We start from the raw sequence: 26,931 nt of genomic DNA on the forward strand, positions 1-26,931 counted from the left end.
GGCCACGGCTACAGCCCCAGGTCCAGGTAGCCGTCCAGGCCCACCGTAAGTCCGGGGTGCGAGGCCACCTTACGCAGGCCAAGGAGCACGCCGGGCATAAAGGAAGCGCGGTCAAAAGAATCGTGACGCAGGGTCAGTTGCTCGCCGGCGCTGCCGAGCAGGACCTCCTGGTGGGCCACGAGGCCGCGGAGCCGCACGCTGTGGACACGGACACCGTCCACCTCGCAGCCGCGGGCACCGGCGAGTTCGCTGGTGGTGGCATCGGGGCTCGGCGCAACGTTGGCAGCGGCGCGTTCTGCGGCGATGAGCTCCGCGGTGCGGACGGCGGTACCGGAGGGCGCATCCACTTTGTCCGGGTGGTGTAGTTCGATGATCTCCACCGACTCAAAGTACTTGGATGCCTTCGCAGCGAAAGCCGAGGCGAGGACTGAGCCAAGGGCAAAGTTGGCGGCGATCAGCACGCCGGTCTCCGGGTGGCCGGCCAGCAGGTCCTCAAGCGCTGACAGCTTTGCAGCGTCCCAGCCGGTGGTGCCCACGACAGCGTGGATGTCGTGTTCAACGGCGAAGCGGACGTTGGCCTCGGTGCTCTCCGGCACCGTCAGGTCAACCATAAAGCGGGCACCTGCTGCCGTGATCTGGTCCAGTGAATCTCCGCGGCCCAGGGCTGCGACCAGTTTCATATCCGGCGCGGCTTCGATGGCTTTTACGGCTTCGGCGCCCATGCGCCCGTTCGCACCCAGCACGGCAACGGGCAAGGGCGCGGAGAGTTGTTCGGTCATGCCGTTAAGCCTACCGGCGGGCTCCAGCCGCGCGGGAACCGGGGAGTGTGCGTTACCTCGCATGAGCCGTTGCGGACTGGACAGAACCTGGAGGGAACAGGGTCAGTTGCCTGCGCCGACCCATTCGACGGTTCCGTCGGTAAAGAACTGTTCCTTCCAGATGGGAACCTGCTCCTTGATCCGGTCCACCAGCTCGGAGCAGACGGCAAATGCCTGCCCCCGGTGGGCGGCGGACACGGCACACACCAGCGCCGGGTCGCCGATTTCAAGCATGCCGATCCGGTGCGCCGCCCAGATCCGGACGGACTGCACGGACCCGCCGCTTTCCCCGCCGGAGCTGCCGGCTGTCGATTGTTCAGCGACCAGCTGCGCAACGACGTCGGCCATCACCTGGTGTGCCGTGGGGTGCGCACTGTAGCTGAGGCGCTCAACCGGTTTGCCGCCGTCGTGGTTGCGCACCACCCCGCTGAAGCTGACCACCGCGCCCGCGGTGTCGCTTTCAACCGCCGCGATGGCCTGGTCAACGGAGATGGGCTCCGCGCTGAGGACCGCGTTGACCACCTCGAATGATGTTTCAGTGCCCATGTCCGCCTTCCAACTGGTCGCAGAGGTGCCCGATGACCGGGTCCAGGACGGTCAGTCCGTCCATGACGCCCTTAGGTGATCCGGGCAGGTTGATGATGAAAGTATGGCCCGCCGCGCCCGCGTAGCCACGGCTCAGCGCGGCCAGTGGAGTCTTGGCTGCCCCGGCCCGGCGGATCGCTTCCATGATGCCGGGAATCTCGCGGTCCAGGAGCGGCAGGGTGACGTCCGGCGTACGGTCGTCCGGGTTGAGGCCAGTTCCGCCGCTGGTGATCACGACGGCGGGCCGCTGGGTGAGGAGTGCGCGGATCGCGGCGCCCACGGGCTCGCCGTCGGGCACCACCATGGCCGGGAAGACGTCGAAGCCGTGTTCGGTCAGCCAATCGCTGATCACGGGGCCGGTTTCGTCGTCGTAAATTCCGGCAGCGGCGCGCGTGGAGGCGATCACGACGCCGGCCTTCCGGCCCAGTACGTCGCCGTGGCGGTGCGGCTCGGGGGCGTTAAGCGTGCTCGAGGTGCTCACAGTGTCCAGTCCCTGCTTTTGCCGCCACTCTTGGCCAGGACCTTGATGTCGTCCAGGACGGCGTGCTTGTCCACCGCCTTGATCATGTCGTAGACGCTCAGCGCAGCGACTGACACTGCGGTGAGGGCCTCCATCTCCACGCCTGTGACTCCCCTGGTCTTGACCGTGGCGAGGATCGACACGGATTCCGCGGCAAGGTCAAAGTCCACGGTGACTTTGGACAGCGGAAGCGGATGGCAGAGCGGAATTAGTTCGGGGGTCTTTTTGGCGGCCATGATTCCGGCCACCCGCGCCACGGCGAGGGCATCGCCCTTGGGCAGTCCACCGGAACCGAGCAGGCCCATGACTTCTGCGGTGGTGCGAACCGTGGCGGTGGCGGTGGCCTCGCGGGTGGTTTCGGCTTTGGCGGAGACGTCCACCATCTGGGCGCTGCCGTCCTGGCGCAGGTGCGTCAGCGCGGCCGGCGATTTTTCTGCATTCACAGCATCCATACTTCCACCTCCGCTCCTGCCCCGAGTTCGGCCACTCCCTGCGGAACGTGAAGCAGCACGTTCGAACCGGCGAGCGCATGCATCAGATGTGAACTTTCCCCGCCCTGCAACTCAACCGTGCCGTCAGGCTGCAATGTACCTCGGCGGACCTGGTGCTTGTTTTCGGGAGACGTGAGCGGCTGTCCGAGGCGGGCGCGAATCGGCAGGCGCGGTGCGGGAGCGCCGAGCAGGCGGCCCAGCACAGGGCGCAGGAACATTTCAAAGGAGACGAGGCAGCTGACCGGGTTGCCGGGGAATCCCAGGAACGGCTGCCCGTCGAAGGTGCCGATTCCCTGCGGGCCGCCCGGCTGCATGGCCACGTGCAGGAACTCCACCGGCTGGTCTTCCATGGCCTGCCGGACCACCTCGTAGGCACCCTTGCTGACCCCGCCGGTGGTGACGATGAGGTCCACCGCCGCTCCCTCGGCGCGAAGCAGCTCGCGCAGCTTTCCCGGGTTGTCCGTGACAATGCCCGCCCGGCGGACCTCGAGGCCCGCCTGCCGCATCGCAGTTTCCAGGAGCGTGCCATTGGAGTCATAGATCTTGCCGGCGGGAAGGTCCTGGCCCGGTTCCACCACTTCATCACCGGTGGTGACCAGCAGGACCGTCACGGCCCGGTAGACAGTCACTTCCGGGATGCCCAACGCGGCCAGCAGTCCCAGCTGGGCCGGGCCCAGGAAGGTGCCCGCCCCCAGGGCGGTCTGGCCGGCCTGCACATCGCTGCCGGCTTCCCGCACGTACGTGCCGGGGGCTGCCGCAGGCAGCTTCACCGTTGCTTGCGCCGTGGACTGTTTGGTGGGCGGCAGGAAACGGTCCGGAACGGCCCGCTCAATGGGGACGACGGCGTCGGCCCCCTCAGGCAGCATGGCTCCGGTCATGATCGGGGCGGCTGTGCCGCGCTGGAGGGCGTCCGGACTGGCGCCGGCGGGAACGGGACGCATCACGCGCAGCTCGCCGCCGTCGTCGGGCAGGTCAGCGGAACGGATGGCGTACCCGTCCATCTGGGAATTGGCGAAGGGCGGCAGGCTGATGGGGGCGGTGACGTCTTTGACCAGGCCCCGGCCAAGTGCCTCGCCCAGCGGAAGCACTTCGGTGCGGCCCGGTGACCGCAGCGGCTGCAGCAGTTCGGCGACGGCGGCCGCGTGCTCAGCCACGGATCGCGCCTGGTGCCGGTGGTGCTTTTCCTGGTGCCGCGCCGGGTGGGAGGTTGGGGGTTGGGACGTCCCGGACAGCGACGTTCCATGCGGTTGCAGGCTGGTCATGGTTCCGCCTTCGGTAGCCATCAGGGTTGCACGTCCACTCTAATGGTGTGGAACCCGGTGGCTCCGTCCGGGGCTGGCGGCCTGCGTTGTTCGTCCTGGGCCCGGCCCGTGAGATCAGTTGCGCGGACCTGGACTTCGTACTGGCCTGCTGCCAGCTCCAGGCCCACCTTCCATTGGTACCAGGTGTCCACCGAGATGCCTTCGCCCAGCTCCGCCTGCTGCCACGCGCCCCGGTTCACGCGGAGCTCCACCTTCCCAATGCCGGAGTGCTGCGCCCAGGCGACGCCACCGAACATCACAATTCCGGCCTTCACCCCACGGCCATCGCGCGGGACATCGATCCTGGACGACGTTTTGATGGGTCCGCGCTCAGACCAGCCGCGGGGAGTCCAGTAACCGGCGTCGTCCGCGAACCTGGTGACCTTCAGCTCGGTAACCCATTTGGTGGCGGACACGTAGCCATAGAGACCAGGCACCACCAGCCGGACGGGAAATCCGTGCTCCAGAGGCAAGGGCTCGCCGTTCATACCGACGGCAAGCAGCGCATCCCGGTTGTCGGTGAGGACCTCGAGCGGGGTGCCGGCGGTCCAGCCGTCCGTGCTCCTTGAGAGCACCATATCCGCGCCGGATTGTGGCCCGGCGAGTGCCAGCAGTTCGCGGATGGGCCAGCCCAGCCAGCGCGCATTGCCGATCAGGTCTCCGCCCACTTCATTGGACACGCACGCGATAGTCACGTGGCGCTCGATCAGGGGTTTCGCCACGAGATCGGCGAAGGACAGCTCAACTTCCCTGTCCACCATTCCGGTGACTTTGAGGACCCAGGTATCCGGATCGAGGGCAGGAACGGTGAGTGCGGTGTCGATGCGGTAGAAGTCAGGGTTGGGCGTGACCAGGGGCTGCATTCCATCCAGGCCGGTCTCGGCTCCGGACGGGATGGGCGGTGCTGCTGAGGCGGGTGCCGGCAGCGCCACGCGGCTCCTTGCTTCGCTGGCGGCCGCTGCGGCGCCGCGCCAGAGCGATGCCAGCGCCCCGCCGATCACCGTGAAGGCAGCCCCGCCTGCCAGGGCCTGGAGGAAACGACGGCGGGCAGGCGCGGCATCCGTATCGGAGGTACGCTCACTGCCCGTCCACTCCTGCAGCCGCCGAATCAGGAACCTGAGCAGCGCACCGGCAATGACGGCAGTGACTACCGGCAAGGCCATCGCATTGAAGCTGGCTTGGGCCCGGGTGAGGACGGCTGCCAGCCCCACCAGCCCGAAGAGGCCAACGACGGCGATGCCGGCAAATCGGCGCCGGTCTTCAACTATTCCCGCCATCGCGGCCAGCGCGGCAATGACCAGGGCCATGCCAGCCAGGAGTGCCAGCTTGTCGGCCGTTCCGAACAGCGCCACCGCCCAGTCCTTCACACCGGGTGGAACGGCATCGATGACTGCGCCGCCAACCGCTGTCATGGGTGACAGCGCCGGGCTGAAAATACCGGCCAGAACTTCTCCAAGCACCACCGCGCTGCCCACCGCAACGGCGCCCGCGGCGGCGGCGGCGGGCCACACGCGGTGCCGCGGGACCGGCCCGGGGGGCACCGAAGGCACCGGGCGCTCCGGAAGCCGTGTCACGCCGTCGTTCGCTGCATGCTGTGGCTGGGAGCTGTTCACACCTACAGCTTAGGTTCGCTGGCTGCCCGCGGCGCCGGTCGTGGGCCGCGGATTCTGCTGCCGCCGCCCGTACGGTCACGGTGTGATGCGGAGCCCATTGTGGCGTAGCCTGAATTCATGAGTGTCCAGCTAGGCATGCCCCAGCCACGGGAAGATGCGGGGGCAGCGCTGCCCTCCGTACCCGGTGCGCGCCCCGCCGATGCTCCGGCCGGGCTGGCCGACCGTTACGGCCGCCGCGCCACGGACATGAGGATTTCCCTGACGGACAAATGCAACCTTCGCTGCACCTACTGCATGCCCGCTGAGGGCCTTGAGTGGCTCGCGAAGCAGGCAGTGATGTCGGCGGAGGAGATCGTGCGGATTGTGCGGATCGGCGTTGAGCAGCTGGGCGTGCGTGAACTGCGGCTGACCGGTGGTGAACCGCTGGTGCGGCACGACCTCGTGGACATCATCGCCTCGCTCTGCAGCAATCATCCTGAGCTGCCTATCTCCATGACCACCAACGGCGTGGGCCTGGCAAAGAAGGCGGCCGCGTTGAAGGCGGCCGGCCTGACCCGGATCAATGTGTCCCTGGACTCCCTGCACGAGGAGACTTTCACCAAGCTGACCCGGCGGCCGTTCCTGGACCAGGTGCTGGCCGGCGTGGACGCGGCCTGGGCTGCAGGCCTGGGCCCGGTCAAGCTCAACGCAGTCCTCATGCGCGGCATCAACGACGCCGAGGCGCCATCACTGCTGGCATGGGCCCTGGACCGCGGCTACGAGCTGCGGTTCATCGAGCAGATGCCGCTTGATGCTGACCATGGCTGGACGCGGCGGAACATGATCACTGCTGCGGAGATCCGCTCGCTGCTGTCCGGCGACTTTGTCCTCAGCCCAGATCCCCGCGCCCGCGATGGTGCCCCTGCGGAACGCTTTGAAGTACGACGGCGGGCGGCGGGGTCTGACTCCGGCCCGCTGCTGGGGACCGTTGGCATCATTGCCTCTGTGACTGAACCGTTCTGTTCGGACTGCCGGAGGACGAGGATCACGGCCGAAGGCAAGATCATGAGCTGCCTGTTCTCGCGTGAGGAATTCGACCTGCTGGGCCTGCTGCGCTCGGGCGCAAGCGACGACGCGCTCGCCCAGCGCTGGCAGGACGCCATGTGGCTCAAGCCCAAAGCTCACGGAATGGACCACGTGGGACTTGACGCTCCGGACTTCGTCCAGCCGGACCGCAGCATGAGCGCCATCGGGGGCTGAGACATTTGAACGTACGATACTTCGCTGCCGCACGCGCTGCGGCAGGCGTGGAGGAAGAGCGCTTCGAGCTGGCGCCAGGCGCCACTGTTGCCGACCTGCTGGACGCTGTGCTTTCCGTCCAGCGGCCTGCGCCTCCTGCCGGAACCCCGCCGCTGCCCCGCATCCTGTCGCGGAGCAGCTTCCTGCTGAATGAAGTGGCCGTGCGGAACCATGCTGTTGTGCTGAAGGCCGACGACGTGGTGGACGTGCTGCCTCCGTTCGCCGGCGGCTAGGAGTACTTTCCCCGCGGAGGCTTCTCCCGGGCAGGGAATGTCAGTGCCTCGATGGATGCTGTCGGTATGAACATAGGCGCAGGAGGCGAGGAAATCGGCGCGGCAACGCTGTTCCCTGCCCAAGCACCTGCGCCTGACGTGGCGGTCTGCCTGTCCGTCAATGCCCGTCGGAATGTCAGTGCCTCGATGGATGATGTTGGTATGGAAAACGGCACCGGACGCACGGAGATCAACGCCGGCGCGCCGCTTCCCGCCGCGCCGACTCCAGCGGTCTGTCCGTCAGCCGTTGCCCCTCGGAATGTCAGTGCCTCGATAGATGATGTTGGTATGGGAAACGGCGCGGGCACGGCGGCAGCGATGGAAGGCATTCATGCCTCCACCGCGAGGCTCGATGCCCTGTTCCTCGAAGATCAGCGGCTGGAAGCCGATGCCGATGCCGGCGCCGGTGCCGGGGCCGCTACCGGTGGCGGAGCTGTTCTGGATGTGCTGCAGCGCCGGTATGAGATCCGGCTCGAGCGGATGGCGGTGACGAAGCAGCTCGAAGCCCAGATCGCCGCGGTGAAGGCCCGGGACGCCGCCGAAGCTATTGAGATCCAGCATGCGATGATCCCGCCGGAAGCGCCCGTGCACGAACGGACCTACGCGGAGATGTCCGCGGTCGAGGAAATCGCCGGGGTCCTGACCATCAGCTCCCCCGCCGCCGGGGCACTCATCACCCAATCCCGGCAGCTGACCGCCCTGCCGCCGGCCATGGACGCCCTCACCGCCGGGGCCATCTCCTGGCAGCACGCCAAAATCATCGCCGACGAAACCAACAGCCTCGACCCCACTGGCGCGGCCGCCCTCGTCGAGCATGTCTTGAACCCTCACCCGGCCCGAGGAGCCGCCGCGGGCGAACTCGTCCCGTCGCGGTTCCGCACCAGGGTCCGGAACTGGCGCGAACGCCACCACCCCGAATCCCTGGAGAAGCGCCACACCAAGTGCGCCGCGGACCGGAGGATGGAATACACCCCGGACCGCGACGGCATGGCCTGGGTTTCCCTCTACGTCCCCGCGGATCAGGGCTCCGCCATCTGGAACCGCACCACCGCCATCGCCCGCGGCCTCCAAGGCCCCAACGAACCCCGCACCATCACCCAACTCCGCCCCGACATCGCCGCCAACCTCCTCCTCCGCGCCGGCCCCGCCCTCACCCACACCAACACACCCAACACCAACGGAACCAGCACAGCACAAAACACCACAGGCGAAGGAAACGAGGGACAAGGCAACCCGGTAGCCACCGGAGACGGCGACCAGGACACGATCGGGCTGGCCTCGCTTACGCCGGCCGACATCAACGACACCGACACCGGTACCACCACCGGCACCACCGAGTACGAGAGCGCCGCCGACCGTGAGTCCCCCGGCGCCGCAGAGGACGAGTACAACGGCGGCAACGGGTACGCGGACCTCGGCAACGTCCCGGTCCCCAAGGCGGACGTCCTGGTCACCGTCCCGGTACTCGCCCTCTTCGACATCACGGACGAACCGGCGAACCTGGACGGCTACGGCCCCATCCCCGCATCGATGGCCAAAAAACTCGTCGCCAACGGTGCCACCTCGTTCTACCGGGTCCTCGTCGACCCACGGGACGGCGCACCGCTGGAAATCGGCCGCACCAGCTACCGGCTCACCAAAGCCATGAAAAAAGCACTGCAGCTCCGGGACGGCAAATGCACCTTCCCCGGCTGCAACAACCCATCCCTCGACAACGAGGCAGACCACCTCACCGCTTGGCAGCACGGCGGACATACCGGGATCAGCAACCTGGCCCAACTCTGCCCAAAACACCACCGCCTCAAACACAACAGTGGCTGGGAACCCGCCCCAGCCACTGGAACCGAACAACCCGGCTGGACCTCACCCACCGGCCGCCACTACAAAGCCGAACAACCCGACCACGAACCACCCCAATGGCCACCCGGACACCTAACCCGCGCAACTGATACAGCCCGGCTCCCGACGCGTGCGCCGGAAACACCCAGGCTCTTGAAGGGTGCAACGGATACAACCGGGCTCCTGACACGTGCAAAGGATGCACCGGGAACGGAACCACCAGGATTCCTGACCCGTGCAATCGACACAACAGGACTTCTGACCCGTGCAATCGACATGACTGGATTCCTGACGCCTGCTCAAGATCCACCCGCAACGGAATCAAGTGGATCCATGGACTTCCAGGGCTTCAACCCGCCCTTTGCAGAGCCAGTCGATGACGACCTTGACGATCCCTACGACTTCTCGCGCGACGATCCCATCTGGGACGACTTCTACGCCCATCCGCCGAAACTGCCCAAAGACCCGCTCAAAGAGTGGCAGCGGAAGTGGGAGCGGGACATGATTAACTCCTGAAGCCGCCGGCAATCTGGAGTCGCCTGAAGTCCGATTCTGTTTTGAAGTCCGAAGCTGCTCTGAAAACGTCAGCTCCGCTGGAACGACGAGCTCATGAACGGGACGTAGGCAGAGCCAGTCCCGTCGGCCACTCCCGCTTCCTCATGCATCCCGCCGTCCCCCGTGGCCTTGTCGCCACGGGTACGAAGCTCCGTCACATGCGTCAGCACGTCGCCATCCACGCGCAGCGTATGGCGGGTCCACCCGGCACCGCCGCGGCGCTCCACGCGCAGGGCTCCGTTGTGCCATGTGCACCGGACCGCAGCCGCCGGTGCCGGGCCTGCATTGTCCACGTAGTACCAGAAAACGTCCTGATGATCCGGATCGACCGTGAAGATGCCATGGCCTTCGAAATGCGTCCCGTCCGGTTCGCGGTGACTATAGCTCTGCACCACCGCGGACCCGCCCGCTACCGGGGTGTACGTCACCTCGGCATCGACAGTTCGCTCGGGGCCCCAGGCACCAGCAGCGAACCGGGTACTCCCGCGCCAGTGGCCCAGGAATCCTGCCAGGGCCCGCGGGGCGCGGCCGGGAGGGATCCGTTCCACATCCCTCACCTCCAGAACTGAAGCCTTGCCCGGTCACCGGCCAGGTCCTGCCGTTCCTGCTGAATCAAGCCGTTCGTGTTGAATCAAGCCGTTCCTGCTGAATCAAGCCGTTCGTGCCAAATCCAGCTGTTCCGGCCAGGTCCGCGGTTTGCCCGGTTAGAGCCCGAAAGTCTCGGTCTCCTCAAAGGGTCCCACAACAGTCACGGTCCTGGGTGCCGCAGCCAGCTCCGCCGCAAGGTCCTGGACCTGCTCGGCCGTCACAGCCTTGATGAGCCGCAGGGTTTCATCGATGTCCTGGTACTCACCGGAGACGAGTTCGGCCCGGCCCAGCCGGGACATCCGCGAGCCCGTGTCCTCAAGGGCCAGCACGATGCCGCCACAGAGCTGGCCTACGGCCTTGCGGAGCTCGTCGTCGGAAATTCCATGCTCGGCAAGCTTCTCCAACTCAATGGACAGCAGGTCCAGGACCTGGCGCACCTTGGATGGGGTGCAGCCGGCGTACATGCCGAAGTACCCGGCATCGGCGTAGGAGGACGCGAAGGAATACGTGGAGTAAACGAGGCCGCGCTTCTCACGGATCTCCTGGAACAGGCGCGAGGACATGCCTCCGCCCAGAACCGCGTTCAGGACGCTCATGACATAGCGGCGTTCGTCGGTGGCGACGATGGTGGGGCAGCCCATGATGATGTTCGCCTGCTCCACCGCCCGCTTGACCACGTGCAGGCCTGCGGTCCCGGTGATCAGGGCCCGGTCCGTGGAACGGCGCTCGACGGGCGCGGCGTCAGCCTTCAGCGACCAGCCCGCAGACTCGAGGGCGTCCACCACAAGGTTGCAAACGACGTCGTGCTCCAGGCCCCCGGCAGCGGTGATCACCAGTTCATCGGGCCGGTAATACCGCTGATAGTGTTCCCACACGGAGTCGCGGGCAACGGCCTTAATGGCATCGGGCGTGCCGCCGATGGGCCGGCCCAGGGGATGGTTGCCGAGTACAGCGGAGACAAAGTGTTCGTGTGCGACGTCGGTGGGGTCGTCGCTGTCCATCGCGATTTCCTCGAGGATGACGTCGCGTTCCTGCTCCATCTCCGCCGGGTCCAGCACCGCTCCGGTGATCATGTCCGCAATGACATCGATGGCCATGGGCAGGTCCGAGTCCAGGACGCGGGCGAAGTAGCAGGTGCTTTCCTTCGCAGTGGCTGCATTTGACTCACCGCCTACCTCGTCAAAGGCGGAAGCGATTTCAAGGGCGGTTCGGCGCTTTGTCCCCTTGAACAGGAGATGCTCCAGGAAGTGGGTGGATCCGTGCTGTCCGGGAGCCTCGTCCCGGGAACCCACTCCCACCCAAAAACCGATGGTCGCAGACCGCTGCCCCGGCATTGCCTCCGTCAGCACCCGCACTCCCCCGGGCAGCACGGAACGCCGGACCTCGGAGCCGCCGTCGGAACCGTGGACCAGGGTGTCGCCGCGGTGGTTCTGCTCAAGCGGCAGGGGTACAACAGTCATTGAGGCCTTTCAAAAGGGGCAGCCGGGATCTGGCTGCCATCGTAACAGCGGCGGGGCCGGTGGATCATCCACCGGCCCCGCCGATTCATACAAGTGCTGCGGGCTTGGCCCGCAAGCCGGAGCTGTTAGACGTCAGCGCCTTCAGCAGGTTCGGTGGTGTGGGCGCGCTCGGTCTCTACCTCGGCGCCTTCTTCCTCGGCAACCACCGGGGCGAGCGAGAGCTTTCCGCGGTCGTCGATCTTGGTGATCTCCACCTGGACCTTCTGGCCCACCGAGACAACGTCGTCGACGTTGTCCACGCGCTTGCCGTTGGCCAGCTTGCGCAGCTCGGAGATGTGCAGGAGGCCGTCCTTGCCCGGGGTCAGCGACACGAAGGCACCGAAGGTGGTGGTCTTGACGACCGTACCCAGGTAACGCTCGCCGATTTCCGGGACCTGCGGGTTGGCAATGGCGTTGATGGCGGAGCGTGCTGCTTCTGCAGACGGACCGTTGGTGGCGCCAATGTAGACCGTGCCGTCGTCCTCAATGGAGATGTCGGCGCCGGTGTCTTCCTGGATCTGGTTGATCATCTTGCCCTTGGGGCCGATGACCTCGCCGATCTTGTCCACGGGGATCTTCACGGCGATGACGCGCGGTGCGAACTCGGAGAGCTCGTCCGGGGTGTCGATGGCCGAGTTGATGACCTCGAGGATGTGCAGGCGTGCTTCGCGGGCCTGCTTCAGGGCTGCTGCCAGCACTGAGGCGGGGATACCGTCGAGCTTGGTGTCCAGCTGGATGGCCGTGACGAACTCGGAGGTACCGGCAACCTTGAAGTCCATGTCGCCGAAGGCATCTTCAGCGCCGAGGATGTCGGTCAGTGCCGCGTAGCGGGTCTGACCGTCCACCTGGTCGGAGACCAGGCCCATGGCGATACCGGCGACGGCGGCCTTCAGGGGCACACCGGCGTTCAGCATGGACAGGGTGGAGGCGCAGACGGAACCCATCGACGTCGAACCGTTGGATCCGAGGGCCTCGGATACCTGACGGATGGCGTAGGGGAATTCTTCGCGGGACGGCAGGACCGGCACGAGCGCGCGCTCGGCCAGGGCACCGTGGCCGATTTCGCGGCGCTTGGGCGAGCCCACGCGGCCGGTTTCACCGGTGGAGTACGGCGGGAAGTTGTAGTTGTGCATGTAGCGCTTGGTCTTCACCGGCGACAGCGAGTCGATCTGCTGTTCCATCTTCAGCATGTTCAGCGTGGTGACACCCATGATCTGGGTCTCGCCGCGTTCGAAGATGGCCGAACCGTGAACGCGCGGCAGGACCTCAACTTCGGCGGTGAGCTGGCGGATGTCCGTCAGGCCGCGGCCGTCGATGCGGATCTGGTCCTTGAGGATGCGCTGGCGCACCACGTGCTTGGTGACCGAGCGGAATGCTGCGGACAGCTCCTTCTCGCGGCCTTCGAACTGGCCAGCCAGGGAAGAGGTGACCTCGTCCTTCAGGGCGTCCGAAGCGTTGTCGCGCTCCTGCTTGTCGGCGATCTGGAAGACGGCAGCCAGCTTCTCGGCGGCAGCGGCTTCAACAGCGGCGTAAACGTCGTCTTCGTAGTCCAGGAAGACCGGGAATTCAACGGTGGGCTTGGCTGCGCGGGCAGCCAGGTCCGCCTGGGCGTCGCAGAGTGCCTTGATGAACGGCTTGGCAGCCTCGAGGCCCTCGGAGACAACCTCTTCGGTGGGGGCGGTGGCGCCCTGTTCCTTGATGAGGTTCCAGGAGTTGTCGGTTGCTTCGGCTTCAACCATCATGATGGCGACGTCGTCACCGGCAACGCGGCCAGCAACCACCATGTTGAAGACGGAGTTTTCCAGCTGGGAGTGCTTGGGGAAAGCAACCCACTGTGATCCGTTTTCGTCGGCGACCAGGGCAACGCGGACGCCGCCGATGGGGCCGGAGAACGGCAGGCCGGAAAGCTGCGTGGACATGGAGGAGGCGTTGATGGCCACCACGTCGTAGAGCTCGTCAGGGTTGATCGCCAGGACGGTCACGACGATCTGGACCTCGTTGCGCAGGCCCTTGATGAAGGCGGGGCGCAGCGGGCGGTCCATCAGGCGGCAGGCCAGGATGGCTTCGGTGGACGGGCGGCCTTCACGGCGGAAGAACGAGCCCGGGATGCGGCCGGCGGCGTACATGCGCTCTTCGACGTCGACCGTCAGCGGGAAGAAGTCAAAGCCTTCACGCGGGTGCTTGCCGGCAGTGGTGGCGGACAGCAGTGCGGTGTCATCGTCGATGTACACCATGGCTGCGCCGGCTGCCTGCTTGGCAAGGCGGCCGGTTTCGAAGCGGATTACGCGCTTGCCAAAACGGCCATTGTCAATGACTGCTTCCGAGAACTGGATTTCGGGACCCTCCAAGAGAGTCACCTCCGTTTCTGTTTGACGGAAGTCCAGCCGCATCAACCCGGCCAGCATCTGTCTACTGGCCCTGCACCCGGTCATCGATCGAGACCCACGGGCCGCCGGCTTCAATCAACGAAGCCGTTCCCGGGGATCACTACCGAGGACCGCGAATGCGTGATGCGGTTGATCCTCCTGTTTAAATTTTCATTTGAAGAAGGCGGCCCGTTCCGCGATGGAAAGGGCCGCCCCTAAGTCCGACTAGCGGCGCAGGCCGAGGCGCTCGATGAGCGAACGGTAGCGGGCGATGTCGGTCTTCTTGAGGTAGCTCAGCATGCGCTTGCGACGACCAACCATGGCCAGCAGACCGCGCTGGGTGTGGTAATCGTGCTTGTGCTCCTTCATGTGCTCAGTCAGATCCTTGATCCGCTGGGTCAGGACCGCAACCTGGACCTCCGGTGAACCGGTGTCGCCTTCTCCGGTTGCGTATTCCTTGATGATGGACTGCTTTACAGCGGCGTCAAGTGCCACAATAACTCCTAGGGATGTGCCGTGAGGGCCCAGGTCAGAAACTCACTGCCGGGTCTGCCGCTTGCAGCCGGACCAGGACATCCTGGCCAGCGCCGCGCGCGGCAGGAACCAGCCGCCACGGACTGCAGCCGGATCCATCGTCCAGTTTACCGGCCCCGTCCCAATCTTGTCGAAACAGGGCCCGCCAAGGAGGCAATCAGTCGAGGCAGGCACCCAGCTAGCGCAGCAGCCGGTCCCGGATCGCCGACATCCCGTGCAGGACTTCCTCGAAGCTGGTGCTCAGCGGCGACAGCCCTACGCGGATGCCGTGCGGGGCGCGGAAGTCGGGGATCACGTCGTCATCCCACAGCGCCGCCACCGTCTCCTTGCTGAAGGCGGGATGGTCCAGGGTGATGTGGCTGCCCCGCTCCCCCGGTCCCCGCGGCGTGGCAAGCTCCACGCCCAACGGGGCCAGCAAGGCATCGAAGACCTCGATGGCGAAGGTGGTCAGCTGCACTGACTTCTCCCGGATGGCAGCCATGCTTGCCTCTTCGATGAGGTCCAGCGTGCCGCGCATGGCGAGCATCCCAAAAATTGCCGGCGTCCCGCTGAGGAATCCGCGGATGCCGGGAGCAGGCTCATACCCGGCCGCCATTTCGAACGCATCCTTGCGTCCCATCCACCCCCAAATGGGCTGGTTGAGTGTGCCGACGTGCCGGTGGTTGACGTACGCGAACGCGGGCGACCCCGGCCCCCCGTTGAGGTACTTGTACGTGCAGCCGGCAGCAAAGTCCACGCCCGCACCGTCCAGGTCCAGCTCCACAGACCCCGCGGAATGGCAAAGATCCCACACCACCAGCGCACCGGCGTCGTGCACCGCTTGGGTGATGGCCGGCAGGTCAGCCAAATGGCCGGAACGGTAGGCGATGTGGCTCAAAAGTACGACGGCGGTGCGCGGCCCTGTCACCTGGCGGACCTGGTCAACGGTCACCCCGGCCGCGGGATCTGTTTCGATCCAGCGGAGGGTCAGGCCTTCCTCGAGGGCGATGCCCTCGACAAGGTAGCGGTCCGTGGGGAAGTTTTCGGTGTCCAGTACCAGCTCGTTCCGGTCCGGGTCGGAAACGGCCGCGAGGGCTGCGCGGATAAGTTTGTACAGGACCACCGTGGTGGAATCGGCGATGATGGTCTGCCCCGGAGCCGCGCCGAGCACGGCCCGTCCCAGCTGGTCGCCGATGGCCTGGGGCAGCTCGAGCCATTCCTCGTCCCAGCCGCGGATTAGGCGGCCGCCCCAGCCGTCCCGGATAAAAGCGCCGGTGTCCTCCACGGTCCGCTTCAGCGGCCGGCCCAGCGAGTTGCCGTCCAGGTAGGACAGCGGCTTGTCAGTGCCGATGAAGAGGTTCCTGTAGTGCGCCAGCGGGTCCTGCCGGTCCAGCACGGCAGCGCGCTGCTTCAGGGATGCTTCCGCGCTTTCTGCGTTTCCTGCCGCCGCGTTTCCTGCCACGGGCTGCTGCTGGATGCTCATTGGCCGATCTCCGTCCTGACGGCGAATAGTTCCGGGAAAAACGTCAGTTCCAGTGCCTTCTGCAGGAATGCGGCACCGCTGGACCCGCCGGTCCCCGACTTCATGCCGATGGTCCGCTGCACAGTGCGCAGGTGCCGGAACCGCCACAGCTGGAAGTTGTCCTCCAGGTCCACCAGTTCCTCGCAGGCCTCGTAGGCGGCCCAGTTGTCGGCAGCATTTTCGTAGATGTGCTTGAACAGCGGAACGAGTTCCGGACTGAATTCATGGGCCAGGGCAACGTCCCGCTTGAGCACGGACTCTGGAACCTCAAAGCCCTGCCGCGCCAGGTAGGCCAGGAATTCGTCGTAGATGCTGGGCGCGTTGAGCAATTGCTCCAGCATGGCGTGGGCTTCGGGATCGGACTCGAAGACCGAGAGCATCTTGCCGTTTTTGTTGCCGAGGATGAACTCCACGGCGCGGTACTGGCTGGACTGGAATCCCGAGGCATGGCCCAGGAACCCGCGGAACTGCGAGTACTCGGTTGGCGTCAGTGTGGCCAGCACGGACCACTGTTCGGTGAGGGTTTTCTGGATGTGCTTGACCCGGGCGATGCCCTTGAGCGCCGAACCAAGGTCGTCGTCCCGCAGCCACGCCGCGGTGCTGCGCAGCTCATGCAGTACCAGCTTCAGCCACAGCTCGGTGGTCTGGTGCTGGATGATGAACAGCATCTCGTCATGGTGTTCCGGCCGGCTGACGGGGTGTTGCGCGCTGAGCAGGGTTGGCAGTTGCAGGTAGGAGGCGTAGCTCATCCTCGAGCTGAAATCGCGGACAATACCTTCGTCCAGTTTCCTGGTGTTCTTCTCAACGGACACGGTACTGCCTTTCGCTCCTGCGCTTGTCGCCTGCGGCTTGGCTGGAATTCCTGCCTGCGCTTCCTGCCTGTGGCGCCGACGTTCGGACCGTCAGCGCCTGGCCAGGAGGTTGTGGGCCTGGACCACGTCCAGGCGCATCTGGTCCACCAGCGCCTCAGGCCCACGATAGGCCACCATGCCCCGGAGCCGGGCCACAAATTCAACAACTACTGTCTGGCCGTACAGATCGAAGTCTTCCACCGCTTCTTGCGGGCGGTCGATCACGTGCGCTTCCACCTGCCGGCTCACGCCGTCGAACGTGGGATTGGATCCCACTGAGATGGCCGCGGGCCACCGTGTCCCAGCCTGGTCCACGAGCCAGCCGGCGTAGATGCCGTCGGCGGGGATGAGTCCGCTGGCGTTGGAGGAGAGATTGGCGGTGGGGAATCCGAGGGCGCGGCCGCGGGCAGCGCCGTGGACCACTTCGCCGCGGATCCGGTGGGAACGGCCCAGCACTGCGGCCGCGGTGGCCACGTCCCCTTCCTGGAGGGCTTCGCGGACCCAGGTGGAGGAGCAGCGGCGGTCCGTGCCGTCGTCGCTATGCAGGGGGTAGCCCTCCGAGCCGAACTCGCTGATCACCTGGACGTCGAAGCCGAACTTCCCGCCCAGGGCCTTCATGGTGTCCAGGTCGCCGGAATTGCCGCGGCCGAAGCGGGCGTCGTGGCCGATCACCACGTGGCTCGCGTGCAAGCAGTCCACCACGAACTGCTCCACGAACTCTTCCGCGGTGAGGCTGGCGAGGTCCAGGGAGTACTTCATCACCAGGATGGCGTCCAAACCCAGTTCGCCCAGCGCCTCAAGCTTGTCCTCAAGCCCCATGATCAGTTCAGGTGCCGACTCAGGGCGGTGGATCAGGGCCGGGTGGGGATCAAAGGTGACTGCCACGGACCTGGACCTGGTGAGCCGGGCGGTGCGGATCAGCTCGGACAGCACCTGCTGGTGGCCGCGGTGGACGCCGTCGAAGTTGCCGAAGGTGACAACAGATGGGCCGAAGTCCGCCGGGACTTCGGACGGATCGTTCCAGATGTAGACCATCACCCTCGCCTTTAACTGCGTGCAAGTATCAACGTTCAGGACCGTACCGGCCACGGAACTCTCTAAAGATTACCCGCACTCAGAGGTGCGGCTTTGCCAAGGGCCGGCTGCGGGAACCCGGCCCCTTGGCAGTCATGCCTTCAATGAGGGCCGGCGGCGGTACAGCCACACCAGGCCCAGGATGGGCAGCAGCAACGGGATGAATCCGTAGCCACGGCCAAACAGCGACCAGACGGTCTCGTGCGGGAACTGGACGGAGTCAAACACGCTCAGGGCGCCCACCACCAGCACGCCCACCAGTTCCACCAGGACCGCGGCGACAGAGACCTTGAACCATGTGCTGCCGGGCTTGGCCAGGGACACTGTGGCCACCACGTACACCAGCGCGGCGAAGGCGGACAGCAGGTAGGCCAGCGGCGCCTCGGAAAACTTGGTGAGGATCTGGTACCCGGCGCGGGCAGTGGCTGAAATGGCGAAGACCGCGTAGACCGCGATCAGCAGTCGCCCCGGCCCGGTGTTGCGGGTGTTCTTGGCACCGGTAGCGCTGGCGGCTGCGCCCTTGGCCGGGGCTTCGGAGTTCTGGTTTTTCACGTTTGGTGCTTCTTCTTCCACTTCAGTACCAGATCTGGTTCATTCGGGCGGCCATCACCAGTGCGGTGACGCCAACAGCGGCAAGGACAAAGTTGCTCCACCGGGTCCGTTCCAGGATGGACCAGTAGACGGCGGCCGGCGGCAGGAGCATGGCGGTGGCGAGGTAACCCCAGAACTCCCAGGCCTCCCCGGCGATGGGTTCGCCGGCGATGACCCGCACGATGGATCCCACCAGGTACACCAGCAGTGCCACCTCGACGGCCGCCACCGAGAGGATGGTGACGTCGTTCGGGGCTTTCTTGAGGATGCCCGCCAGCAGGCAGGTCCCGGTGGAGATCAGACCAACCACCAGGATGATGTAGAAATACGCGTCCACGCTCAGGCCGCCCCGGAAGTGCCGGTGCCCGGCCTGTCGGTGGTGCCCGGCCCGTCGGAGTTGCCAGGCCCGTCGGTGCTGCCCGGCACCTTTGAGGGTCCGCCGGTCCCGGGTGCGAACACCAGCACGGGTTTGGCGAAGCTGCCGGCGTCGGCCAGCAGTGCCACCAGGCTTCCGTCCGGGGCGAAGGCAGCGGCAGGATGCTCGGCAGTGGCTGCGGCGGAACTTCCGGGGGCGGCGCCGGCAGCGATCCGCCGGCCGAAAGAGATCTCCGTGGTTTCCTCCGGGCTGAGTTCGCGGTTGGGCATCAGCGCCCTTGCGGCATCGGCCATGTCGAGGACGTTGAGCTCTTCGGCAAGCTGTTCAAGAGTGCGCGCCTGCTCCAGCGAATACGGTCCAACGTGCGTGCGCCGCAGGGCTGTGAGGTGTCCCCCGACTCCCAGCGCATGGCCGAGGTCGCGGGCCAGCGCACGGATATAGGTCCCCGACGAGCATTCCACGGTGACGTCCAGGTCCACCACGTCCGCCGCGGCGTCCCTGTTGATGCTGTGCACCTCGAACCGGTGGATGGTGACCGGGCGCGACGCGAGCGTGACCTCTTCCCCCGAGCGGACGCGGGCATAGGCACGTTCACCGTTGACCTTGATGGCGCTGACGCTGCTGGGCACCTGCTGGATCTGACCGGTAAGGGCGGCGACGCCGTCGTGAATTGCCTGCTCAGCCACCTCCGCAGTGGAAGCCGTGGCAGTCACTTCACCTTCGGCGTCGTCCGTCACGGTGGACTGTCCAAGGCGGATGGTGGCGGTGTACGTCTTGGACGTGCCAACAATGTAGGTGAGCAGGCGGGTTGCTTTGTTGATGCCCACCACCAGGACGCCCGTGGCCATCGGATCGAGGGTGCCGGCATGCCCCACTTTCCGGGTACCGGCGATGCGCCGCATCCGGCCAACCACATCATGGCTGGTCCATCCCTGCGGTTTGTCCACTATCACCAGTCCAGAAAGCACGCTTCCCAGTATATCGGCGCTGGTCCCGGCCCCGGCCCACACCCTTCCGGCCCCGGCTGGCGGCCGACACCTGCAGCGGCTTGTGCAGCAAAGAGCCGGTTAGGATGGCAGGCATGCCTGAGCTTGCCGCCCATGTCCGCGACGTGCCCGTCAACCAGATCCGTGAGATCACCGAGGCCGCGTGGCGCACCCCCGGCGCGCTGGTCCTCAGCATCGGCGAGCCCGGGTTCCCGCTCCCGCGCCACGTCCTCGACGCAGGCATCGCCTGCCTGGACAGGGACGAAACCAACTACACCCCCAATGCGGGCGTCCCGGCGCTGCGCGAGGCGTTCGCGGCGCGCTTCCGGGAACGCGCAGGCGTCGGCCACAACAACAGAATTGGTGCTGAACGGGTGTACGTGGTGGCCGGCGCGCAGCAGGGCCTGCACCTTGCCATGAGCCTGCTGCTCTCCCCCGGCGACGAGATCCTGATTCCCAACCCGGGCTACCCCACTTTTGCCATGACCAGCCGGCTCCTGAACGCCGTCCCGGTGGGCTACCCGCTCTACCCGGACCACGGTTTCCAGCCCAGGACCGAAGATATCGAGGCGCTCATCACGGACCGGACCCGGGTGCTGGTCCTGAATTCCCCGTCCAATCCGCTGGGCGCGGTCCTCGCGGAAGAGCTGACGCGGGAACTCGTGGAGCTGGCACGGCGCCACGATCTGTGGGTGATCTCGGACGAGTGCTACGAGGCGTTCACCTACGATGTGCCGCACGTGAGTCCGGCGAGGTTCGACGGCGAACTGCCGGGCGAGGCGCGTGTCTTCACCTCCCTGACACTGTCGAAGACGTACGGCCTCACGGGGCTCCGGATCGGCGCCTTGGTGTGCCCGCCAGGCCTGGAGCAGAAAATGAACAATGTGATGGAGTCGATTGTCTCGTGCGTGGCATCGCCGTCACAGTACGCCGCTATCGCAGCTCTTACCGGACCCCAGGATTACGTCCGGCACGCGCACGAACACTACCGGGCCAACCGGGACGCGGCGTCCGCGGTGCTCGGTTCAAAGGGTATTCCGTATTTGAAGGCCGACGGCGCGTTCTACCTTTGGGCGGATGTGTCCCATGTCAGCGGCGGCGACGTCCGGGCCTGGGTCCGGCGCTTCCTCGCCGACTCAGGTGTTGCCCTCGCACCGGGGACGGCGTTTGGTTCCATTGGCGAGGGCTGGGTGCGGATTGCGCTATGCGGCAAGCGGGAGGAACTGCTCGAGGGACTGTCCAGGCTTCCCGAACGGGTGTGACGAAGGATGCAGCGCCTCTGAGCGGCTTTCGTCGTTAGCGCGGCGTTCAAGCCAGCGCACCATCCAGCCAGGTGCGGAGCACTTCCGCCGGTGCCGCTCCCGCCTGCCGGGCAGTCACCTTTCCGTCAACGATCACCATCAGCGTAGGGATGGCCTGCACATCGAACCGCCGGGACAGGCCGGGATTCTTGTCCACGTCAACCTTGACCAGTTTGACGGCCCCCTCGCGCTCGCGGGCCAGCTTGTCCAGGACCGGGCTCACCATACGGCACGGCCCGCACCAGGCAGCCCAGAAATCCACCAGCACGGGAACGGGCGATTTCTCGGCCACCATGCTGAAATCGGCGTCGCCGGCGTCCACGATCCAGGGCAGCCCGCCGTGGCAATTGCCGCAGCGTGGCCGCCCGGCGGCATTGGCCGGGACCCGGTTGGTTTTCCCGCAGTGGGGACACCTGATGAGGGAAGCATCCATGCCTAGTAGTCCTTCCGGCTTTTATGCGCGCCCCAGGCAAGGAACGGGGCGTCCGACGCCGGCACATCGCCTCTGCTGACCGGCAGCAGCTCGGGACGGGTGCCAGAGAAGTAGTCGTAGAAGATGGCATCGTCAAAGCCTGCGGACGCGGCGCCGTAGCGGTCCGCCGCAAAGTAGACACGGTCGATCCGTGCCCAGAGAGCCGACGCCAGGCACAGCGGGCACGGCTCGCAGCTGGTGTAGAGGACTGCCCCGCGCAGGTCAAAGTTCCGAATGGCGGCAGCTGCCGTGCGGATGGCCACCACTTCGGCGTGGGCGGTGGGATCGTTGTCGCGGGTGACCCGGTTGACGCCCTCGTGTACTTGACCGTCTTTGGTTACCACCAGGGCCCCGAAGGGACCGCCCCCGTCGGCAACGTTTCGGGTGGCAAGTGCCACGGCCCGTTCGAGGTAATGGTTCGCAGCGCCCTGGTCCGCTTTGTTCATAGCTCGATCCTAGCCAAAGGGGTTGGTATTAGGGGACGAAGTAGGGGGCGGATTAGGGGGCAGCTCCCCGGCAACTACCCGTGGGTACAGGCCTAGTCTTAGGCCGGGAGCTCCCTGCCCGTCCTCCCATCCACTCCATTCCCCGGCTCCCAAGGCCAAAAATCACGGAGTACCCAATGATGAAACGAAAACTCGCGTTTATTGCCTGCTTAGCCGCGATGCTCCCAGCCGCTCCGGCCTACGCGTCCAGCCAGGACCCCGACATCGAAGTCATGGCCACGGGTCTCGCCGCGCCCCTCCATCTGGCAGTCGGCCGGGGCGAATCCGTCCGGGTCAGCCAGGACTTCGCCGGCATACTCACCCGGGTGGAGTCCGATGGTTCCAGGAAGGATGTGTACACCGCAAAACCGGGCTGGGAAGTGGCCGGTGTGGAAATCCGCAGCGCCGGCACCTATTTCCTCGAAAGTATTGGTGCGGGCCAAGGTAAGCCCGATGAACTTGAGGGCTACCTGAAACTGCTGGATCCGGAGAACGATGTCCACAAACTCGCCAGCTTCGCCGACTTCGAACGGAAGCACAACCCCGACGGGGACCAGCACTACGGCTTCGCCCCGGGCACCAGCGAGGAATGCCTTGCTGAGTTCGCTTTACTTCCGGATGCGCCTCCGGCGCAGTACACCGGGACAGTGGACTCCCATCCGTACGCCTTGGCGGTCTGGGCAGATACAGCCTATGTCGCCGATGCCGGGATGAACGCGATCCTCGAGGTGGATCTGGAGTCCGGCAAAGTATCAACCCTGACGGTCCTTCCACCGCGCCCGGCAAAGATCTCCAAAGATGCTGCTGAGTCTATGCATGTGCCTGCCTGCGCAGGGTTCCAATACGCATTCGAACCGGTCCCTACGGACGTGGAGATAGGTCCTGACGGCTGGCTGTACGTCTCGTCCCTCCCGGGCGGTCCAGAGGGGCCCGAACTCGGCGCACGCGGCGCGATCTTCAAGATCAACCCGTGGAACGGTGACACCAGCGTTTGGGCAGACCACATCCTGAGCCCGACTGGCCTGGCTGTGGCCGACAACGGCGACGTGTATGCGGCGTCCCTGTTCGGCGGTGAGATCCTGAAGTTCAACTCCGATGCAGAGCGGTCCCAGTTCCTGAAGGTGAACCAGCCCGCCGACGTTGAGTATCGGGACGGTGACGTCTTCGCCACGGTGGACGCACTGATGGGGCTGCCAGACCCGTCAGTACCGGACGCTCCCCCGGCCGAGCCTGCTGGCAGGCTCATCGAAGTCGATTAGCTGATCATTAGCTGCGTTAAATGAATCAGGACCCGGATGCGCAATCCGGGTCCTGATTCATGCCTGCGGGACGTCCAACTTACTTGTGGCCGTCTTCGTCGAGTTCCTCGGCATCGGTGAGGTCGAGGTCCTCTTCGTCGAAGTCGTCTTCGTCGATGTCCACATCGCCGGACGCGTCGGTCTTGTAGGGATCAGGGTCACCGGCATGCCTGGCCTGCGCCGCGAGGGCGGCCACTTCGGCGTCGCGCTTCTTGGCCTCCCGGAGCAGCTCCTCGAGGTTCGAAGCGATAACGGGAATCTCGTCCGAGATGAACTCAAGGGTGGGAGTCAGCCGGATGCTGAGGTTGCGCCCCACCTCCTGGCGCAGCACACCCTTGGCCTTCTCCAGGCCCTTTGCAGCGTCAACCTGGACAGCCTGGTCACCCAGAACGGTGTAGTACACAGTGGCGTGCTGCAAATCATTGGTCACCCGGGCATCAGTAACAGTAATGCCCTCCAGCCGGGGATCCTTAACCTTCCGGCCCAAGGCCTCAGCAACAACAACCTTAATCCGCTGCGCCAACTTGGCAGCACGTGCCGGATCAGCCATGAACAACTCCTATAAGAAGAAAAAATTGGGGACATACGACGGCGGCACAAGAGCTGCGTCGGACGTTTCAGTTATGTGCCACGCACTAAAGGCGGGCCAACGACGATGCCGGAGAGTTTTGGGGGCGCCCGGGAGTGGCATCGGGCCTACCGGAGCTGGGCGGCAGAGGATCGCAAGATCCTTTGCCGCCCAGCGTAGGGGCGGGGCGCCCCCAAAACTCGGAGGCAGCCCCGCCAAAGTCAGCCTTAGACGCGCGGCTTCTCACGCATCTCGAAGGTCTCGATGATGTCACCTTCGGTGATGTCGTTGTAAGACCCAAGACCGATACCACACTCGAAGTCCGTGCGGACCTCGGTGGCGTCGTCCTTGAAGCGCTTGAGCGTCTCAACGGTGAGGTTGTCACCGATGATCTTGCCGTCGCGGCTGATGCGCGCCTTGGTGTTGCGGCGGATGATGCCCGAGCGGACGATCGAGCCGGCGATGTTTCCGAACTTGGAGGAGCGGAAGACTTCGCGGACCTCGGCGGTGCCCAGCTGGAATTCTTCGTATTCCGGCTTGAGCATGCCCTTGAGCGCCATCTCGATGTCATCGATTGCGGAGTAGATGACGGAGTAGAAGCGCATGTCCACGCCTTCGCGGTCTGCCAGTTCGGCAACCCGCTCGGCGGGCTTGACGTTGAAGCCGATGATGACGGCGCTGTCCACTGTTGCCAGGTTGACGTCGTTCTGCGTGATGGCACCAACACCGCGGTGGATGACGCGCAGCTGCACGCCTTCGCCAACGTCGATCTTGAGCAGGGCGTCTTCGAGGGCTTCCACGGCACCGGACACGTCACCCTTGAGGATGAGGTTGAGGGTGTCGATCTTGCCTTCGGCCACGGCCTGGTCGAAGTCTTCGAGGCTGATGCGCTTGCGGCGCTTGGCCAGTGCAGCGTTGCGGTCGGCAGCTTCACGCTTCTCGGCGATCTGGCGGGCGGTGCGCTCGTCAGCGGTCACGAAGAAGGTGTCACCTGCACGCGGGACGTTGGACAGACCCAGCACCTGGACGGGGCGGGACGGGCCGGCCTCGGTCAGGGCGCTGCCGTCGTCGTCGAACATCGCACGGACGCGGCCGTGGGCCGTGCCTGCCACGATGGTGTCGCCGACGCGCAGGGTGCCGGACTGCACCAGGACGGTGGCCACGGAACCGCGGCCCTTGTCCAGGTTCGCTTCGATGGCGATACCGCGGGCGTCCTTGTTCGGGTTGGCGCGCATGTCCAGGGCAGCGTCCGCGGTGAGCAGGACTGCCTCGAGCAGCTCGTCGATGTTGAGGTTCTGCCGGGCAGAGACCTCCACGAACATGGTGTCGCCACCGTATTCTTCGGGAACCAGGCCGTACTCGGTCAGCTGGCCGCGGACCTTGTCCGGGTTGGCGCCTTCCTTGTCGATCTTGTTCACGGCCACCACGATGGGCACGTTGGCTGCCTGGGCGTGGTTGAGGGCCTCAACGGTCTGGGGCATTACGCCGTCGTCCGCTGCGACCACGAGGATGGCGATGTCGGTGACCTTCGCACCACGGGCACGCATGGCGGTGAACGCCTCGTGGCCCGGGGTATCGATGAAGGTGATCTTCCGGTCGTCGCCTTCGTGGGTGTGCGTGACCTGGTAGGCACCGATGTGCTGCGTGATGCCGCCGTGCTCGCCCGCCATAACGTCGGACTTGCGGATGGCATCGAGCAGGCGGGTCTTACCGTGGTCCACGTGGCCCATAACGGTGACTACCGGAGGACGTGCCTCGAGGTCTTCATCGCCTTCGGCTTCGAGTTCGGCTTCGAAGTCGATGTCGAAGCCGGAGAGCAGCTCGCGCTCCTCGTCTTCCGGTGACACAACCTGGAGCTTGTAGCCGAGCTCTTCACCCAACAGCGCGAAGGTTTCCTCGTCCAGTGACTGCGTGGCCGTTGCCATTTCACCGAGGTGGAACAGCACGGTCACCAGTGCGGCGGGGTTCGCCTCGATCTTGTCCGCGAAGTCCGTGATGGACGAGCCGCGGCGCAAGCGGATGACGGTGTTGCCGTCGCCGCGGGGTACGCTCACGCCACCCAGCGACGGTGCGCTCATCTGCTCAAGTTCCTGGCGCTTTGCACGCTTCGACTTGCGCTGCTTGCCACGTCCGGCGCCGCCCTTGCCGAAGGCACCCTGGGTGCCGCCGCGTCCGCGGCCGCCCTTGCCAAAGCCGCCACCGGCGGGAGCTCCGCCGCCGCCACCGGGACCACCGGTTCCGGGAGCGCCGCCCGGGCGTCCGGGACCACGGCCGCCGGCACCGGGACGTCCTGCACCGGCCGGAGCCGGGCGTTCAGTGCGGTTGGGCATCATGCCCGGGGTGGGACGGTTTCCACCGGCACCACCGGGGCGCGGTGCACCGGGGCGGGGGCCGCCGGCACCTGCTGCGGGACGAGGCCCGCCAGCGCCGGCCGCGGGACGGGGACCACCGGGACGGGGGCCACCGGCACCTGCTGCGGGACGAGGCCCGCCGGGACGGTCGCCGTCGGTACGGCCTCCACCCGGGCGGGGCATGCCCTGCGAGGTAGCGAACGGGTTGTTGCCCGGACGGGGAGCACGCTCTCCGTCGCCGCCACGGCCACGGGGCATGCCCTGCGAGGTAGCGAACGGGTTGTTGCCCGGGCGGGGACCGCCGGGACGGGGAGCAGAGCTGCCTGCCGAACCGCCCTGTCCGCCGGAGCGGGTGGGGGCAGCGGGAGTTTCGGCCTTGGGGGCCGGACGCGCACCGGGCTTTGCGCCGGTGGACGGAGCAGTGCTGGTGGGGGCGGCGGGGGCCGCCGGAGCTGCAGGCCGGCTGGCAGCAGGTGCCGCCGGAGCCGAAGCAGCAGGCTGGGCCGGTGCTGCCGGAGCGGCGGGGGCAGGTGCCTGCGCCGCGGGAGCCGGAGCCTTGGGAGCTGCCGGGCCGGGAGCCGGAGTTGAAGGACGTGCTTCTGCCGCCGGGGCGGCCGCCTTGGGCGCGGCCGCCGGTGCTGAGGCCTTGGCCGCAGCGTCGGGGAAGGCGTTGCGCAGTTTACGCACAACGGGGGCCTCAATGGTGGAAGAGGCGGAGCGAACAAATTCGCCCAGTTCCTGCAGTTTTGTCACTGCATCTTTGGAAGTAATACCGAGCTCTTTGGCGAGCTCATGTACGCGGACCTTGGCCACATTTC

25 protein-coding genes are annotated in these 26,931 nt (G+C 66.0%); 5 read left to right on the top strand and 20 right to left on the bottom strand.

What is annotated here, in order from left to right; genetic code table 11:
- Positions 1-8: 8 nt before the first annotated feature.
- The 6 genes from dapB to BMX78_RS06895 all read right to left on the bottom strand — a co-directional run bounded on the left by dapB (position 9) and on the right by BMX78_RS06895 (position 5,127).
- Positions 9-779 carry a 4-hydroxy-tetrahydrodipicolinate reductase gene (gene dapB, locus BMX78_RS06870; protein WP_091418114.1) on the bottom strand — a complete coding sequence of 257 codons (771 nt, stop codon included), beginning with the start codon at positions 777-779 and terminating at the stop codon, positions 9-11.
- Positions 780-881: 102 nt separating this feature from the next.
- The gene (locus BMX78_RS06875; RefSeq protein ID WP_091418116.1) at positions 882-1,364 is read right to left on the bottom strand and encodes a molybdenum cofactor biosynthesis protein MoaE; all 483 of its coding nucleotides are present in this window, start codon (positions 1,362-1,364) and stop codon (positions 882-884) included.
- Positions 1,354-1,884: a MogA/MoaB family molybdenum cofactor biosynthesis protein gene (locus BMX78_RS06880; RefSeq protein ID WP_091418119.1), complete on the bottom strand. Its 531-nt coding sequence runs from the start codon at positions 1,882-1,884 to the stop codon at positions 1,354-1,356. Before BMX78_RS06880 ends, BMX78_RS06875 begins: the two co-directional genes overlap by 11 nt.
- Positions 1,881-2,375, bottom strand: a complete 495-nt coding sequence (gene moaC, locus BMX78_RS06885) for a cyclic pyranopterin monophosphate synthase MoaC (protein ID WP_091418121.1) — start codon at positions 2,373-2,375, stop codon at positions 1,881-1,883. The genes BMX78_RS06880 and moaC overlap by 4 nt, the downstream gene beginning before the upstream one ends.
- Positions 2,363-3,676, bottom strand: coding sequence for a molybdopterin molybdotransferase MoeA (locus tag BMX78_RS06890; RefSeq protein ID WP_286138830.1), 1,314 nt, complete (start codon positions 3,674-3,676; stop codon positions 2,363-2,365). Before BMX78_RS06890 ends, moaC begins: the two co-directional genes overlap by 13 nt.
- Positions 3,677-3,696: 20 nt before the next feature.
- Positions 3,697-5,127, bottom strand: coding sequence for a molybdopterin-dependent oxidoreductase (locus BMX78_RS06895; RefSeq protein WP_286138853.1), 1,431 nt, complete (start codon positions 5,125-5,127; stop codon positions 3,697-3,699).
- Positions 5,128-5,445: 318 nt separating this feature from the next.
- On the opposite strand from BMX78_RS06895, the gene moaA reads away from it, so the two are divergent.
- From moaA to BMX78_RS06910, 3 genes are all read left to right on the top strand, one after another.
- Positions 5,446-6,567 (top strand): GTP 3',8-cyclase MoaA, encoded by a 1,122-nt coding sequence (gene moaA / locus BMX78_RS06900; RefSeq protein ID WP_170850720.1) that lies wholly within the window; start codon positions 5,446-5,448, stop codon positions 6,565-6,567.
- A gap of 5 nt (positions 6,568-6,572) precedes the next feature.
- Positions 6,573-6,839 carry a MoaD/ThiS family protein gene (locus BMX78_RS06905; RefSeq protein ID WP_091418129.1) on the top strand — a complete coding sequence of 89 codons (267 nt, stop codon included), beginning with the start codon at positions 6,573-6,575 and terminating at the stop codon, positions 6,837-6,839.
- A gap of 327 nt (positions 6,840-7,166) precedes the next feature.
- Complete coding sequence (locus BMX78_RS06910; RefSeq protein ID WP_502686279.1) at positions 7,167-9,233, top strand: HNH endonuclease signature motif containing protein; 2,067 nt, start codon at positions 7,167-7,169, stop codon at positions 9,231-9,233.
- A 68-nt stretch (positions 9,234-9,301) separates the two neighbouring features.
- Here the strand turns inward: BMX78_RS06910 and BMX78_RS06915 are convergent, their stop codons facing one another.
- The 10 genes from BMX78_RS06915 to truB all read right to left on the bottom strand — a co-directional run bounded on the left by BMX78_RS06915 (position 9,302) and on the right by truB (position 19,620).
- A complete protein-coding gene (locus tag BMX78_RS06915) occupies positions 9,302-9,820 on the bottom strand; it encodes a DUF1579 family protein (RefSeq protein WP_091418130.1) in 519 nt (172 codons plus the stop codon).
- Positions 9,821-9,976: 156 nt separating this feature from the next.
- Positions 9,977-11,320 carry a M16 family metallopeptidase gene (locus tag BMX78_RS06920; RefSeq protein WP_091418132.1) on the bottom strand — a complete coding sequence of 448 codons (1,344 nt, stop codon included), beginning with the start codon at positions 11,318-11,320 and terminating at the stop codon, positions 9,977-9,979.
- Between the two features lie 125 nt (positions 11,321-11,445).
- Complete coding sequence (locus BMX78_RS06925) at positions 11,446-13,707, bottom strand: polyribonucleotide nucleotidyltransferase (protein ID WP_091418495.1); 2,262 nt, start codon at positions 13,705-13,707, stop codon at positions 11,446-11,448.
- A gap of 243 nt (positions 13,708-13,950) precedes the next feature.
- Positions 13,951-14,220: a 30S ribosomal protein S15 gene (gene rpsO, locus BMX78_RS06930; RefSeq protein WP_013600532.1), complete on the bottom strand. Its 270-nt coding sequence runs from the start codon at positions 14,218-14,220 to the stop codon at positions 13,951-13,953.
- A 217-nt stretch (positions 14,221-14,437) separates the two neighbouring features.
- On the bottom strand, positions 14,438-15,721 hold the full coding sequence (gene kynU, locus BMX78_RS06935; RefSeq protein ID WP_091418133.1) for a kynureninase: 1,284 nt from the start codon (positions 15,719-15,721) through the stop codon (positions 14,438-14,440).
- Positions 15,718-16,572, bottom strand: coding sequence for a tryptophan 2,3-dioxygenase (kynA, locus tag BMX78_RS06940; protein ID WP_091418136.1), 855 nt, complete (start codon positions 16,570-16,572; stop codon positions 15,718-15,720). The genes kynU and kynA overlap by 4 nt, the downstream gene beginning before the upstream one ends.
- A 90-nt stretch (positions 16,573-16,662) precedes the next feature.
- Positions 16,663-17,646 (bottom strand): bifunctional riboflavin kinase/FAD synthetase, encoded by a 984-nt coding sequence (locus BMX78_RS06945; protein WP_091418137.1) that lies wholly within the window; start codon positions 17,644-17,646, stop codon positions 16,663-16,665.
- A 132-nt stretch (positions 17,647-17,778) separates the two neighbouring features.
- Entirely contained in the window at positions 17,779-18,237 is a 459-nt protein-coding gene (locus BMX78_RS06950) for a hypothetical protein (RefSeq protein ID WP_091418497.1), read from the bottom strand.
- A 22-nt stretch (positions 18,238-18,259) separates the two neighbouring features.
- Positions 18,260-18,613 (bottom strand): hypothetical protein, encoded by a 354-nt coding sequence (locus BMX78_RS06955; protein WP_091418140.1) that lies wholly within the window; start codon positions 18,611-18,613, stop codon positions 18,260-18,262.
- Positions 18,614-18,615: 2 nt separating this feature from the next.
- Entirely contained in the window at positions 18,616-19,620 is a 1,005-nt protein-coding gene (gene truB / locus BMX78_RS06960) for a tRNA pseudouridine(55) synthase TruB (RefSeq protein WP_091418499.1), read from the bottom strand.
- Between the two features lie 113 nt (positions 19,621-19,733).
- On the opposite strand from truB, the gene BMX78_RS06965 reads away from it, so the two are divergent.
- A complete protein-coding gene (locus tag BMX78_RS06965; protein ID WP_170850721.1) occupies positions 19,734-20,900 on the top strand; it encodes a pyridoxal phosphate-dependent aminotransferase in 1,167 nt (388 codons plus the stop codon).
- A gap of 46 nt (positions 20,901-20,946) precedes the next feature.
- Here BMX78_RS06965 and trxA read toward each other — a convergent pair whose 3' ends face one another.
- Positions 20,947-21,372 (bottom strand): thioredoxin, encoded by a 426-nt coding sequence (gene trxA, locus BMX78_RS06970; RefSeq protein ID WP_091418143.1) that lies wholly within the window; start codon positions 21,370-21,372, stop codon positions 20,947-20,949.
- A gap of 2 nt (positions 21,373-21,374) precedes the next feature.
- A complete protein-coding gene (locus tag BMX78_RS06975) occupies positions 21,375-21,857 on the bottom strand; it encodes a nucleoside deaminase (RefSeq protein WP_091418145.1) in 483 nt (160 codons plus the stop codon).
- 176 nt (positions 21,858-22,033) lie between these two features.
- On the opposite strand from BMX78_RS06975, the gene BMX78_RS06980 reads away from it, so the two are divergent.
- Complete coding sequence (locus BMX78_RS06980; RefSeq protein WP_286138832.1) at positions 22,034-23,155, top strand: ScyD/ScyE family protein; 1,122 nt, start codon at positions 22,034-22,036, stop codon at positions 23,153-23,155.
- Positions 23,156-23,234: 79 nt separating this feature from the next.
- Here BMX78_RS06980 and rbfA read toward each other — a convergent pair whose 3' ends face one another.
- Positions 23,235-23,744 (bottom strand): 30S ribosome-binding factor RbfA, encoded by a 510-nt coding sequence (gene rbfA / locus BMX78_RS06985; RefSeq protein WP_091418146.1) that lies wholly within the window; start codon positions 23,742-23,744, stop codon positions 23,235-23,237.
- Positions 23,745-23,989: 245 nt separating this feature from the next.
- Positions 23,990-26,926: a translation initiation factor IF-2 gene (gene infB, locus BMX78_RS06990; protein WP_091418148.1), complete on the bottom strand. Its 2,937-nt coding sequence runs from the start codon at positions 26,924-26,926 to the stop codon at positions 23,990-23,992.
- Between the last annotated feature and the right edge of the window lie 5 nt (positions 26,927-26,931).

Source organism: Arthrobacter sp. OV608 (genome assembly GCA_900110595.1).
Taxonomy (GTDB): domain Bacteria; phylum Actinomycetota; class Actinomycetes; order Actinomycetales; family Micrococcaceae; genus Arthrobacter.